General features: G+C 38.0%; 12 protein-coding genes and 1 pseudogene. 2 read left to right on the top strand and 11 right to left on the bottom strand.

Features of this window, described 5'->3' with window-relative positions; translation table 11 throughout:
• The first annotated feature begins 29 nt into the window (after positions 1–29).
• Positions 30–1,463 carry a sucrose-6-phosphate hydrolase gene (locus tag I6760_RS02600; protein WP_196592962.1) on the top strand — a complete coding sequence of 478 codons (1,434 nt, stop codon included), beginning with the start codon at positions 30–32 and terminating at the stop codon, positions 1,461–1,463.
• 110 nt (positions 1,464–1,573) lie between these two features.
• Here I6760_RS02600 and hypE read toward each other — a convergent pair whose 3' ends face one another.
• Positions 1,574–2,308 (bottom strand): hydrogenase expression/formation protein HypE, encoded by a 735-nt coding sequence (gene hypE, locus I6760_RS02605; RefSeq protein WP_196592963.1) that lies wholly within the window; start codon positions 2,306–2,308, stop codon positions 1,574–1,576.
• 398 nt (positions 2,309–2,706) lie between these two features.
• Here hypE and ltrA point away from each other — a divergent pair, with 398 nt between their 5' ends.
• Positions 2,707–4,089, top strand: coding sequence for a group II intron reverse transcriptase/maturase (gene ltrA / locus I6760_RS02610; protein WP_231036020.1), 1,383 nt, complete (start codon positions 2,707–2,709; stop codon positions 4,087–4,089).
• 73 nt (positions 4,090–4,162) lie between these two features.
• Here the strand turns inward: ltrA and I6760_RS02615 are convergent.
• The 10 genes and pseudogenes from I6760_RS02615 to I6760_RS02660 form a co-directional block, all read right to left on the bottom strand.
• Positions 4,163–4,459 (bottom strand): annotated as a pseudogene (locus I6760_RS02615) (AIR synthase related protein); the annotation flags it as partial.
• Positions 4,449–5,543 (bottom strand): hydrogenase formation protein HypD, encoded by a 1,095-nt coding sequence (gene hypD, locus I6760_RS02620; RefSeq protein WP_196592965.1) that lies wholly within the window; start codon positions 5,541–5,543, stop codon positions 4,449–4,451. The pseudogene I6760_RS02615 and the gene hypD, both read right to left, overlap by 11 nt.
• On the bottom strand, positions 5,533–5,754 hold the full coding sequence (locus I6760_RS02625) for a HypC/HybG/HupF family hydrogenase formation chaperone (RefSeq protein WP_196594732.1): 222 nt from the start codon (positions 5,752–5,754) through the stop codon (positions 5,533–5,535). Before I6760_RS02625 ends, hypD begins: the two co-directional genes overlap by 11 nt.
• A 23-nt stretch (positions 5,755–5,777) precedes the next feature.
• Positions 5,778–8,042, bottom strand: coding sequence for a carbamoyltransferase HypF (gene hypF / locus I6760_RS02630; RefSeq protein WP_196592966.1), 2,265 nt, complete (start codon positions 8,040–8,042; stop codon positions 5,778–5,780).
• 12 nt (positions 8,043–8,054) lie between these two features.
• Positions 8,055–8,543 (bottom strand): HyaD/HybD family hydrogenase maturation endopeptidase, encoded by a 489-nt coding sequence (locus I6760_RS02635; RefSeq protein WP_231036058.1) that lies wholly within the window; start codon positions 8,541–8,543, stop codon positions 8,055–8,057.
• Positions 8,521–9,195 (bottom strand): hydrogenase nickel incorporation protein HypB, encoded by a 675-nt coding sequence (gene hypB / locus I6760_RS02640; protein ID WP_196592967.1) that lies wholly within the window; start codon positions 9,193–9,195, stop codon positions 8,521–8,523. The genes I6760_RS02635 and hypB overlap by 23 nt, the downstream gene beginning before the upstream one ends.
• Positions 9,195–9,536, bottom strand: a complete 342-nt coding sequence (gene hypA, locus I6760_RS02645) for a hydrogenase maturation nickel metallochaperone HypA (RefSeq protein WP_196592968.1) — start codon at positions 9,534–9,536, stop codon at positions 9,195–9,197. The genes hypB and hypA overlap by 1 nt, the downstream gene beginning before the upstream one ends.
• Positions 9,537–9,786: 250 nt before the next feature.
• Entirely contained in the window at positions 9,787–10,548 is a 762-nt protein-coding gene (cybH, locus tag I6760_RS02650; RefSeq protein WP_196592969.1) for a Ni/Fe-hydrogenase, b-type cytochrome subunit, read from the bottom strand.
• On the bottom strand, positions 10,545–12,443 hold the full coding sequence (locus tag I6760_RS02655; RefSeq protein ID WP_196592970.1) for a nickel-dependent hydrogenase large subunit: 1,899 nt from the start codon (positions 12,441–12,443) through the stop codon (positions 10,545–10,547). Before I6760_RS02655 ends, cybH begins: the two co-directional genes overlap by 4 nt.
• Positions 12,444–12,451: 8 nt before the next feature.
• Positions 12,452–13,576 (bottom strand): hydrogenase small subunit, encoded by a 1,125-nt coding sequence (locus I6760_RS02660; RefSeq protein ID WP_196592971.1) that lies wholly within the window; start codon positions 13,574–13,576, stop codon positions 12,452–12,454.
• Positions 13,577–13,671 lie beyond the last annotated feature (95 nt).

Here is a 13,671-nt window from a genome sequence, read left to right on the forward strand (position 1 = left end):
ATCGCAGTAAAATGAATTCAGGTGATTTTATGAAAACAATAAATAATAATGACCTATTAACAATTTGGCAAAAAAGTAGAGCTAAAAATGACATCTGGAGAAATAATTTCCACATTGAAATGCCATTTGGCCTTGTAAATGATCCCAACGGACTATGTTTTTTCAATAATGAATATCATATATTTTATCAATGGAATCCCTTCAACTGCGAACATAAATTTAAGCATTGGGGATATATTCGCACAAGGGATTTCTTAAACTACAGTATTCCCCAATTAGCTTTAGCTCCCATTGATTCATTTGACAAAGATGGCTGTTATTCCGGCAGTGCTTATGTAAAAAATGATAATTTATATTTAATTTACACTGGTAATGTAAAAAATCGACGTAATGCCCGTTCCTCCTGTCAGATATTAGTCAAAAAAAATTCTGATGGCACTTTTTCTAAAGAAAAAATTATAATTCCTCATCAACCACCAAATTATACTGCTCATTTTCGCGATCCATATATATTTAAAAAACGTAATAAAAACTACATTATCCTAGGAGCACAGCGCAGTAATTTGACAGGCTGTACTTTGATCTACCGGGAACAGCTTACAGGAGAGTGGACCTTCACCGGAGAATTACAAACTAATTATGACAATTTTGGTTATATGTGGGAATGTCCTAATTTAATAACACTAAACGGCAATGATATTTTATTGTTTTGTCCACAAGGTTTAAAAAGCAGCGGTCATCAATATAATAATCTTTATCAAAGTGGCTATATTGCTGGTAAGCTCAATAATAATGTCAGCACACTGTCACATGGGAAATTTACGGAGCTTGATAATGGCTTTGATTTTTATGCTCCGCAAGTTCTATCAGAAGAAAAAAGATCTATATTATTCGGCTGGGTCGGTATGCCTGAGCAGGAAAAAGACTATCCTAGCAGCGAAAATGGCTGGCTGTTTTCGCTTACTCTTCCCCGCCAGCTTCATTATAAAAACAATCGTTTATATCAATATCCTGTGGTAGAACTACAAAAACTTCGCAAAAAGAAAATAACTTATCAGGGAAAAACAAACAATTTTTCCGGTATTTTACCAGCAGCCTGTGAAATACATTTTGAAATACTGCCAACTGATACTGATACTTTTTCATTAACTCTGGGTTTTGGTAATGAAGCTATCATAATTTCCTATAAAAAAGACACCCAGGAAATATGCATAGACCGCAGCAATATGCTGCTGGGCGGCAAAGGAAAGCGTTATTTGCCTGTTCATAAAACCAGTGGTCTTGTTATTGATTTATTTATTGACAAATCAATAATGGAATTATATGCCCAAAAAGGATATTCTGCCGCTACATGGACTTATTATCCCCAGCATGAATCAACTCCTATTCTTCAAATATTCATGGAGAAAAAAGTTGATTTAAATTTAACTATTTACGAACTGGGATCTATAAAATATTCCTAAAAAAATAATTATGTATGTATAATAAAACAAGGTTATTGATAAAATGAAATATAGTTTTATCAATAACCTTGTTTTAAATTTTAACTTTTCAATTAAACGGACCTTTTATTTTAACAAATCCTGGGGATCTGCTCTCCAGATGGCATATCAATTATCCGTATGCCGCCTATTATTGTATGCAGCCCTACTTCTCCTGGTGACTGGCTGTTAGTTTTACCTATTACACAAGCATCTCTGCCATATTTATCTTCATGCATTATTTTCAATATTTTATCCGTATCTTTTTTAGCAGCAAAAACAACAAACTTTCCCTCATTTGCCAAATACAACGGATCAAATCCCAATATATCACAAAATCCTGCTACTTCTTTTCTTACGGGAAGTTCAGCTTCATCAATAATAATGCCTGTCGCAGATTGAGCCGCTATCTCATTTAATACTGCTGCCGTCCCACCCCGGGTAGCATCTCGCATTACTGCTATATCCGGAACAGCGTGCAGTATTTTATAAATAAGCTTATTTAACGGTGCACAATCACTTTTCAGTGTATCCGGCAGAGCAAGGCTATGCCTTGCTGCCATAATACAGGCGGCATGATCACCTATATTACCACTTATTATTACATCCATATCCTCTTTTACATTTTGCGGCGCAATATTACTGCCCGTTATTATTTCTCCTATTCCCGCTGTATTGATAAAAATACCATCGCCATGGTTTTTATCAACTACTTTTGTATCTCCAGTAACAATATATATTTCAGCTTCCTGCGCTGCATCATGCATCGTATTAACGATTTTCTGTAAATCCTTTACAGGAAATCCTTCTTCTAGTGTGCCCGGCATGGGCGCAGTCTAACGGGTGAAAGTCCCGAGTGCAGGTTAATAGTGCCAAGCACATAGCTTAAGGCAAGGGTGTCCATCGCGAGGTGGAATCTAAAGGAAGCCAGCGGCAAATCTCTGGTCTGACGAACAGAAATCACATATAAGGCAGGAGTAACCGGGTAAGGTTGCTAGACAAACCAAAGCCCAAAACTATTCGAGGCCAATCCTGTAAATGTGGCAGATGGATGGAGAGAAAGACTGCGTTCTTACCCGGGGAGGTCTCGCGGACATGCAGAAATAAAATTGAAACATGGTTGAAATAAGATTTATCGTGAGAAGTCAGCTGAGGTCATAGTACTGGAAGAAATCCAGGAAGGACCGAACAATAATAGCGTTCTTGGGCAGAGGGAGGAGAAGTCATGCAAAGAAAGCAGAAAACCAATAAAATGGACTGCCCTTGTAAGGGTATGTTGGAAACAGATAGTAGCAAGGGAGCGCAGAGCATGACATCGCTGGGAACTGCAACAAAGAACCGTGTGAACCTGTTAGAAATAATCCTAAGTCCGGCAAATCTCAATGAAGCCTATCTCAGGGTAAAGCGAAAGAAAGGCGCAGCCGGAGTAGATGGCATGAAAGTTGACGAAATGTACGGATGGTTAAAAGAACATAAGGAAGAATTCCTTGAATCGCTAAAGAACGGGAAATATAAACCACAGCCGGTACGGCGGGTAGAAATACCTAAGCCAGACGGAGGGAAAAGAAAGCTTGGCATACCAACAGTACTGGACAGAGTAATACAACAAGCAATAATGCAGGTACTACAGCCAATTTTCGAACAGACATTCTCAGACAACAGTTATGGATTCAGACCGGGAAAGAGTGCGCACCTGGCCATAAAACAGGCGGAAGCCTATTATAAAGAAGGATACACTAAAATAGTGGACCTTGACCTTGCACAGTACTTTGACACGGTAAATCATGACATGCTCATAAACATGCTCCGAGAAGAAATACAGGATGAGCGCGCAATAGCACTCATCCGAAAATATTTAAAGAGCGGAGTAATGGAAGGCGGAATAATAAGCCCGACAATGGCAGGAACGCCGCAGGGAGGAAACCTGTCACCATTACTGTCTAACATCTATCTTACAAAATTTGACAAACTGCTAGAAAGCAGGGGACATAAATTTGTAAGATACGCCGATGACTGTAACATCTATGTAAAAACGCCAAGAGCGGCAAAACGTGTAATGGAGAGCTGTATAAACTATCTTGAAGGAAAACTGAAACTAAAAGTCAACCGGAAGAAAAGTAAAATAGGCAGCCCATTGCGGGAAAAGTTTTTAGGATTTTCTCTGCACAAAGTAGTAGGGAAAATAGGAATCAGGCCACACCAAAATGTAATCCGGAAATTCAAGCAAAAGGTGAAAGAAATAACCGGCCGCAGTCGCGGCCGGTCAATAGAAAGCATCTTGCTTGAATTAAAAAATTATACAATAGGCTGGCTTAATTACTTTTCCATAAGCGATATGCGCAGCAGAATACAAGATTTAAACCAGTGGATTAGGCGTAGATTGAGAATGTATCTGTGGAAACAGTGGAAGAAAATTTCCGCGAGATTTAAAAATCTGAATCGATTAGGATTGTACAAAGGCAAGGCGTGGGAGTATGCCAATACAAGACTGGGGTACTGGCGCATCGCAAACAGTCCAATATTAGGCAAAACACTAACAGATAAATATCTTGAGTCGCTTGGTTATATGAATATAGCCAAGAAATATGAGATGTTTCATTCACGTTAAATTATTGAACCGCCGTATACTGAACAGTAAGTACGGTGGTGTGAGAGGTCGGTCATTCAATTAATGAGTGACCTCCTACTCGATTTATCATTCCCACGGATATATACTTAGGAACAGCTCCTGTTACCGCTAAATCATTAACAGTACCGCAGACTGCCAATTTTCCTATATTACCACCATTAAAAAACAAGGGCTGTACTACATAAGAATCAGTAGTAAACGCAATATTGTTTTGTATGGTTATTTTTGCTCCGTCATGCATTTGCCGCAAATAATCATTATCAAATGCCGGCAGCATTATATCTTCAACTAATTCGCGGCTTTTTAACCCACCGGCCCCATGTGCCAATGTTATAAACTTATCTTCCATAGTGATATCTCCCCTGCCCATATTTATACCATGCATGGCATGCTCCTTCCACTGAAACCATACATGCTCCTGCTGGTTTATCCGGTGTACAGATTTTTTTAAATAAAGGACACTGCGGTGGTTTTATTATTCCCCGCAATACATCACCACAACAGCAGGCGGGATTTTCTTTTGATATTTCCTTATCCCCTTTTATACATTTTAATGCATCATATTCACTATATTCATCCTTAATAGACATACCCGACTGTTCTATTAAACCAAAACCACGCCAAGTTGCTGCTGTTTTATCAAATACTTCCATTATAGCTTTCTGGGCAATAATATTTCCATTATATTTAACTACACGTTTATAAGCATTTTCTATCTCTGCTCGTTTTTCATGAATTTGTTTTGCCAGCATATATACGGCCTGTAATATATCCAGAGCTTCAAAACCAGTAACAACTGCTGATTTTTTATATTTTTCTGCCACAAAAGAAAATGGACCCTCTCCAGTAATAACACATACATGTCCCGGAAGTAAAAATCCATCCACATTAACTTTATCATCACTAAGTAATGCTTTAACTGGTGCATCGGTCCATTTATGTGAGGTCAAAACAAAAAAATTTTTAATATTCTCCTGTCTTGCTGCCTGTATAGTAGCCGCAGTTAATGGTGCTGTAGTTTCAAAACCTACTCCCAAAAAAATAATATTTCTTGACGGATTATCTCTGGCCATCTGTAAAGCATCAAGTGGCGAATAAATGATTCTTATATCCGCCCCCCGCGTATTTGCTTCAATCAAACTTGATGTTGTCCCAGGAACTTTTAGCATATCCCCGAAAGTAGCAATAATATTATTTTCCTCTTTGGCATAGGCAATAGCCATATCCATATAATCATTCGGTGTAACACATACAGGGCATCCCGGACCACTTACCAACTCTACCTTTTCCGGCAGAAGCTGTCTTATGCCTGAACGAAATATTGCTACTGTATGGGTTCCGCAAACTTCCATAAATCTTACTGGATGATCAATATATTCATCTATCTTCCGCAAAAAAAATTCTGCCGCTTTTCTACTTTCTTCAGGCGTCATCTAAAGATACCTCTTTTAGGAGCTGCGTTGTAATTTCCGCCTCTTGTTTATCTATAAGCTGAATAGCGAACCCTGCATGCATCAGCACAAAATCACCCGTTTGTGCATCAGGCAGAAGCATAAGGCTGATCTGCCTCTTTATTCCCTCAACATCTACTGTTGCCATCATGTTGTTTTTTTCTATTATTTTTGCCGGAACAGCAAGACACATCTTAATCTCTTCTCCCTTTAATATCAAATGTCATTTATTATATTCGCTGCTACTGCTGCCTGTCCAAATGATAAACCGCCATCATTAGCAGGAACTTTCCGATTTATATAAATAATAAACTCTGTTTGCAATAATTCCAATATCAATTCCAATAATACTTTATTCTGACATACACCACCTGATAAAACAATTTTATTTATCCCTGTCAGCTCTTTCAAACGTTCTGTCATTTCTTTAATTGCAACAGCCATAGTCACATGAAAATCAGCTGCCTTTTCTGCAATATTTCTATTATTTTCAACCAGGCACTTAAAAACTGGCAGAAAATCTAATACATACATCCCATTATCATGTTTTATATCATAAGGAAGTATTTTCCCACTGCTTTTTGCAGCTATTTGTTCTAATTCTACTGCGGCCTGTCCCTCATAATTTATTTTGCCTCTTATTCCAAGAATAGCCGCCGCTATATCAAATAAGCGTCCTGCACTAGAAGATAATGGTGAATTAAAATTCTTTCTGGCTATTTGTACTGCCAACTGCCAATTAGCCGGTGTAACACCCCATAAGCCGCATTTTTGCTTCTGGGCATTTTTACCATACAAGGTATCCATAACATATACCGCCGGCCGCCATGGTTCTTTTATTGCCATACTGCCGCCAGGCAATGGGATATAGGAAAAATGGCCGGCCCGTTTATATTCCTTGCAGTCACATATGAAAAATTCACCACCCCATAAGCAGCCGTCATCACCATAGCCTGTTCCATCCAGTGCTATTCCTATTACCTTAGTAGTTATATTATTTTCTGCCAAAACTGAAGCAATGTGGGCATGATGATGCTGTACTTTAACAAGCGGTAAATTCAGCGATTCAGCATATTTAGTAGAAAAATATTCCGGATGCATGTCGCAGGCAACAATCTGCGGTTTTATGGCAAAAATTTTTTCATAATGGATAATAGCCTCTTTATAAGCATCATTAGCTGCTTTATTTTCTAAATCACCTATATGATGACTTAAAAATGCTTTGTCATTTTTAAACAGACAAAAAGTGTTTTTTAACTGGCTTCCTACTGCCAATATTTCTTTGCTGCTGTTTGAAATTTTTATGGGAGATGGTGCAAATCCCCTGCTGCGCCTTATATAAAAAACAGCCTTTTCCATGACGCGTATAACAGAATCGTCAATACGCATATTTATATCACGGTCATGTATTAAAAAATAATCTGCCAAACTACATAATCTTTTCTGCGCATCAGCATTTAAATAAGCTATTGGTTCTTCACTTATATTAGCACTAGTCATTACAAATATATCATCAGATTGCAATAGCAGGCAGTGAATAGGTGCATATGGTTGCATAACACCAAGAAATTGAGTACCTGGGGCTATCACTTCAGGCAAATTATATTTCTTTTTTTTCTTCAATAATACTATGGGTGCTGCCGGGCTAAGCAATAAATTTTTTTCCAGTCTGCTTATTTCACATATTTTCTCCGCTGCCTGTATACTCCCAGCCATTACGGCCAGTGCCTTGTCAAAACGTTTTTTCCTGTGCCGCAGTATATCAACCGCATTTTTATTACAGGCATCACAGACGAGATGATAGCCACCAATTCCTTTTAGTGCAATAATCTGGCCCTGTTTTATAAGCTGGTGTGCCTGCCGAAGCATTGTTTCGTTATCAGCAGTAATCAATCGTCCCGTATTATCCTGCAACTCATAACGTGGTCCGCATTTACCACAGGCATTGGGCTGAGCATGAAAACGTCTGTCAGATGGATCATCATATTCTTTCTGACATTGCTCGCACATAACAAATTTTTTCATTGTCGTATTTTCACGATCATACGGAATATCTTTTACTATCGAGAACCGCGGACCACAATTAGTACAATTAGTAAAAGGATAATGGTATCTTCTGTTGTTTTTATTTCTTATTTCCTGCTGACAATCTGGGCATATTGCCAAATCCGGTGAAATATAAGTTTCATGTTTTTTAGTTGCCGGACTTTTTTTTATAACAAATTCTTCATTGTCTTTTTCTAATTGTGTTTCTCTAATAATAAGCTCATTTATTACTGCCGCTGGTGGCAATTCATTTTTAAGGACAGCCACAAATTGTTCCAATTTGGCGTTTTCTCCCTGTGCTTCAATGAATACTCCCTCGCCATCGTTAAAAACGAATCCATGTATACCATATTTATAAGCCAGTCGATAAATAAAAGGACGAAAACCTACGCCTTGTACTATTCCCTTGACACGTATCGCTAATCTTTTTATCATAATTATTTTCCGTTATATGATTGGCTGTACATGCCATTTTTTTAACTGGATAATTATTTTCTCCACCGTTTCATCAATTTTAGCTTCTATATTTTTCGTCATACTTACACCTAAATCAACTACTGCTGGTTTTACTCCCATGATAATTGTTTCTTTTATTGGTTTATTAGTTATTGATAATGCAGCCAGTAAATCATTCAAACCTAAATCATGTACTGAAATCTTATGGGAAAAATATGCATTAACTTCTTCTCCTGCAAAAGAAAAAAAATCACCGGCCTTACCATCAGCACTTATTGCATCAACTATAAGCAGTCTGGTAGTTCCCTCTAAATATGGCAGAAGCCCCATCCCTAATGTTCCTCCGTCAAGGAATTTTATATTATCAGGCCACTTCATTTCCTGCATTTTTTCTATTACATGCACTCCGAAACCATCGTCCTGCATGATCGTATTTCCTACACCTAGTACTGTTATATCATCCATTATTGTTACATCCATTTTTCTTTGAATTTATTCTTTCCTTAATCCAGCTGCACCATTCATTTATACCCCTGCCAGTCTGACAAGATGTTTCTAATATTGTTACTCCGGGATTTAAACAATTAATATCATGCCGCGCTGAAACCATATCAAAGTTAGTGAACTTTAATATATCAACTTTATTTAATACCGCCACAGCTGCTTCTTTAAATATAAGTGGATATTTAAGCGGTTTATCATCACCTTCAGTAATACTCAATACTACTGCCTTTGTATCTTCTCCGATATTAAACTCTGCCGGGCAGACTAAGTTCCCCACATTTTCAATTATAACAAGATCTAACTCGGATAAATCTAATTGTGGCAGCACTTTTGCTACCATCATGGCATCAAGATGGCAACCGCCGCTCGTGTTTATCTGAATAACTGGCACATTATATTTGGCTATGCGGTCAGCATCCTTATTAGTAAATAAATCTCCCTCAATAACTGCCATTTTTACTTGATCACTTAAAACATCAATAGTTTTTTCTAATAATGAAGTTTTACCTGCTCCAGGAGAACCAATTAAATTCAGCGCAAATATTTTATTTTTAGCAAAAATTTTCTTATTTTCCGCAGCTTTTTTGTCATTGCTGCTTAAAATATTTTCCATTACAGGTACTTCCATCAGTCTACCTCCAAATATTCAACACGTAATTCCCGCCCTGAAATAATATCGACTTTAGCTGAACCGCATTCAGGACAGAAAAAATTATAATTTTCAATATGTCCCTGCCAACCACAGTTGTTACAATGACCTACAAGTGGAACTTTCTTCAATTTTATTTCAGCATCTTCAGCAATAGTCCCTTTTGCTAATGCCGAAAAACAAAATTCCAATGACTCAAAAACTACTCCGGCCATTTCTCCTATGAGCAGTGATATAGTACAGACCTTTTTCGCATTACTCCTATGGGCATAATCTTCTACTATTTCCATGACGCCCTGTGCCATTGCCATTTCATGCATTTTTTCTCCTATTATTTCTAAACAAAAAGCTGTCACACATGAGCATTTTTACTCATAAAACAAACACATCTTTCCTTCAAAAACTGGGAAACCGCATAGCGGTGATAGATTGCATCTTTATGAGGTTAATGTCATTCATGTGACAGCCCCTTTTATTTCACATAGCTGTGCTGACAGATTTCCCTGCAAAACATAAAATCATGTCCTGCCTGATAATAACTTTCACACTTACAATAATCTTCTTTATGGTTCAACCTTTTATTATCCGCCCGCTTTTATCCCTGATATCATTAATATCATCTGGCAAATGTGCTAAAACTTTTGTTCCCGAAATCATGCTTGATATTTCTCCTTCACGTTCCATAAAGTCAGCCCGGACAACCATATATACGTGGATAGCAGCAAATAGGAAAATCCCCCATGCAACAACATGATGGACAACATGTAAGGCCATTTCTCCATAAGGGATTGTCAACCAACCAAAAATAGTTGCCCCTACTCCTGTAGGATTAACTTGAAAATACATAGCAAAACCTGTAAGCATTTCCACAAATATCAAGCCATATATTGCCAGATAAGACATACGTGCCATTGGATTACGCAAAAACTGCTTATGTGAATATTTCAGCAAACAATAATGCAGCATTACTTCAACTAAATCATCCCAAAATTTCATTTTGAAAAAATTTGGTAAAAGTCTATCTCCTTTATTTATTATATAACCATATATTCTGAATAAAAATGCTGCTGTCAAAATAAAACCTGCGAGGAAGTGGAGATTTCTTATCCAATCGACTGACAAATGCCATTCATTGAGCGCAACATACTGTCCCTCCCCCATTGACATAGGTGTCATAATAACTATTCCTGTTGCAAATAAAATAACTATACAAACAACCATTGTCCAATGAAAAATCCGTAAAAATGGACTGAAGATATAATACCGCGACAAATGCACCTGCTTGCCTTCGGGGATATATGTTTCCAAAAAATCTCTTTCCTTAACTGTCATGCTTTACCACTCCCTCCTATATATGGATCAGTATCAACCATGCTAAGCGTTTTCTTCTTACTGTCATACACATGTGCTGCACAAGCCAGACATGGATCAAAAGATCTTATTGCCCTGACAATTTCAAGCGGTTTATCAGGAATCTGCAGTTGCGTATCAATCATTGACATTTCATAAGCACCGTTTCCAGCCTTATCATCACGTGGACATGCATTCCATGTTGTAGGGACAACAGCCTGATAATTTTTTACCTTTTTATTTTTAATGACAATCCAATGTGACAAAGCGCCGCGTGGTGCTTCAAAAAGCCCTACACCTTTAAATTCTCCATCAGTCCATGACGAGGGATCCCATTTCAGGGTATTGGCAATATTAGTATCCCCTGTACCAATATTTTTTACTAATTTATCAAAGAAATATTTCTCCATTATAGCTGCCAGCTGTGCATCAAGAGCACGTGCCATAGTACGACCGGCAGTAGACGGAAGCCATTTTTCCGGCGACAAATTTAAAACATTTGACACTTTAGCAATTTGGTCCATCATGATCTGCTCAGCCCATGTCGGTTTTATAATACCTTTTTTTATCTTAGTATAAACTATTATATATCTTGCCAGTGGACCTACTTCACAAACTTTTCCCCGCCATTTGGGTGTTTTAATCCATGAATACTTTTTATCTTTATCAAGCTCATCCCATTTTTCCTTACTACCATTTTTATCACCTGTATAATCAGGATTTGTTTTTCCCTTCCATGGATGAAGAGCTTCATTATCTTTATACCATGCATGCTTTGCACTTTCAGTTATAACTACACTATCCTCAAGATCTTTACCTGTTAATGGAATATACGCAGCATTGTCTATTCCCTGTGCAAAATTTTCTACAACTCCATCACAGCGGACTAATGCTGCCGATGCAAAATCCCGATGCGACACAAATGGTTCATCTGGATATGAACCAAACCCCAATACACGTACTTTTGATAATCCACCTCCATCTAAGGCACTGCCATGCTGAGCATGAATATGTGCTATAGCCATTACATCAGGCACATAAAACTGATTAGTCATATTAATAGTCGAATCTATTGCTTTTTCTACTCTGGCCAGACGCTGACTATTAATAGGCGCATTCATTTCATTCATGGAGATAGCACATGACATTCCACCAACTACATAATGAGGATGTGGATTTTTTCCGCCAAATACGACATGAGGTGTAACTATTTCGCGTTGTTTGTCAAGCATTTCCAGGTAATGTGCAATTCCCATTAAATGTACTTCTGGCGGTAATATTTTATATGCAGGATGATCCCACCAGTTAGCCGCAAATATTCCCAGCTGATTAGTATCCACCAATTCTTTTATTTTACTTTGAATATTTTTATAATAAGCTGCTGTCCCCTTGGGAGATACCTTGGGATAGGCACTAAAATCAAAACCATCCGGCCCTTTTACCGGTATTGTATAATTATCCAGAACAGCATTTTGCAACGAAGCCGTAGCAACAGGATTAGCTTTTAATGCTTCAATAGGACTAACCCAGTCAAGTGCATGCAGATGATAAAAATGAACTATATGATCATGTACTAATATTGCTCCCGCCATAATATTTCTTACATAGTGTGCATTTTTAGGAATTTTTATTCCCAGGGCATCTTCAACCGCACGTACTGCTACTAATGCATGAGCACTCGTACATACACCGCATATTCTTTGGACAAAAGCCCATGCATCACGGGGATCACGATTTTTTACTACAGTTTCAATACCCCGCCATGCCGTACCGCTTGACAAAGCATCTTTTACCTTCCCTGTTCCTTCATCAACCTCAACTTCTAAACGCAAATGACCTTCTATTCGAGTAACAGGATCAACTATAACTCTTTTCATTTATAAAATCAGTCCTTTCCTCTATTTTCCCGTTCTTTTTCTTCTTCTTTTCTCTTTATTTCTTCTAATTCTTTGTGATCACGTTTTTTCTTTTGGACAGCTGATGTAGCCAAATGAGCTGTTATTCCTATGGCTAAACCACCAGTAACCGCTGCCCCTATTTTATCTATATTTCCCAACCCGAGTCCTGCTACTTCAGGAAGTCTTTGATAAAAAGGATCATTATCCCAAAAATCCTTGCTGGTACAACCAATACAGCCATGACCTGATTGAATAGGATACGATAATCCATTCCACCACCTCATATTACCACATGATGCATATGTTTCTGGGCCTCTACAGCCAAGTTTATATAAGCACCAGCCGGCTTTTGCTCCTGCATCATTAAAATCATTAGCAAACATTCCTGCATCAAAAAATGGTCTACGGTAACAAGTGTCATGTATACGATTACCAAAAAATTGTTTTGGACAATTTCTATTATCAAGCGGCGGTAAATTGCCAAACATTGCATAATGGGCAATAACCCCCGTCATAACTTCTGGAATAGGAGGACAACCTGGAACATTTATAACTGGTTTGTTTTTTATAATTTCATTGACAGATACAGCTTGTGTCGGATTAGGACGAGCTGCCTGGATTCCACCCCATGTGGCACATGTACCATAAGCAATTATTGCAGCTGCCCCTTCAGCTGCTTCTTTAAGCTGATCGACAAACGGTTTTCCACCAACCATACAAAAGCCACCTTTGGGATCAGGCGGAGCAGCCCCTTCTACAGCTAAAATATATTTTCCTTTATAATTCTTCATTACTTCCTGAAGATGATGCTCAAATGGTTCTCCTGAGGCCGCCCCCAACGTATCATCATATTCCAGGGCAATCATATTAAGTATTACATCAGACGCCATTGGTGCCGTAGAACGCAAAAAAGATTCACTGCATCCCGTACATTCATGTCCGTGCAGCCATATAACCACTGGTAGTCTTTTTTCTGCTGCTTCAACTACCTTAGGCAACATCGCCGGTGCCAATCCCAGCAGTGCCGTCATTGCCGTACATGTTTTAATAAAACTGCGGCGACTGATGCCTTTTTTTTGGTACATGTCCCAGATAGAATTATATTTTTCCATATTAGACCTCCTAAACATACTATTAATATAATATAATAATATTGCTTTATATGCGTTTATTATAAGCCCTATTTATTTTGTTAGTCAAGGAAAAG

The organism is Pectinatus sottacetonis, from assembly GCF_015732155.1.
In the GTDB taxonomy this organism is placed as follows: Bacteria; Bacillota; Negativicutes; order Selenomonadales; family Selenomonadaceae; genus Pectinatus; species Pectinatus sottacetonis.

Excerpts from the sequence above, each read along its gene's own strand:
- hypB (WP_196592967.1), bottom strand. The coding sequence starts at position 9,195 with ATGGAAGTACCTGTAATGGAAAATATTTTAAGCAGCAATGACAAAAAA.
- hypE (WP_196592963.1), bottom strand. The coding sequence starts at position 2,308 with ATGCCGGGCACACTAGAAGAAGGATTTCCTGTAAAGGATTTACAGAAA.
- hypD (WP_196592965.1), bottom strand. The coding sequence starts at position 5,543 with ATGACGCCTGAAGAAAGTAGAAAAGCGGCAGAATTTTTTTTGCGGAAG.
- hypA (WP_196592968.1), bottom strand. The coding sequence starts at position 9,536 with ATGCATGAAATGGCAATGGCACAGGGCGTCATGGAAATAGTAGAAGAT.
- ltrA (WP_231036020.1), top strand. The coding sequence starts at position 2,707 with ATGCAAAGAAAGCAGAAAACCAATAAAATGGACTGCCCTTGTAAGGGT.
- I6760_RS02625 (WP_196594732.1), bottom strand. The coding sequence starts at position 5,754 with ATGTGTCTTGCTGTTCCGGCAAAAATAATAGAAAAAAACAACATGATG.
- I6760_RS02660 (WP_196592971.1), bottom strand. The coding sequence starts at position 13,576 with ATGGAAAAATATAATTCTATCTGGGACATGTACCAAAAAAAAGGCATC.
- hypF (WP_196592966.1), bottom strand. The coding sequence starts at position 8,042 with ATGATAAAAAGATTAGCGATACGTGTCAAGGGAATAGTACAAGGCGTA.
- I6760_RS02600 (WP_196592962.1), top strand. The coding sequence starts at position 30 with ATGAAAACAATAAATAATAATGACCTATTAACAATTTGGCAAAAAAGT.
- cybH (WP_196592969.1), bottom strand. The coding sequence starts at position 10,548 with ATGACAGTTAAGGAAAGAGATTTTTTGGAAACATATATCCCCGAAGGC.
- I6760_RS02635 (WP_231036058.1), bottom strand. The coding sequence starts at position 8,543 with ATGGATGTAACAATAATGGATGATATAACAGTACTAGGTGTAGGAAAT.
- I6760_RS02655 (WP_196592970.1), bottom strand. The coding sequence starts at position 12,443 with ATGAAAAGAGTTATAGTTGATCCTGTTACTCGAATAGAAGGTCATTTG.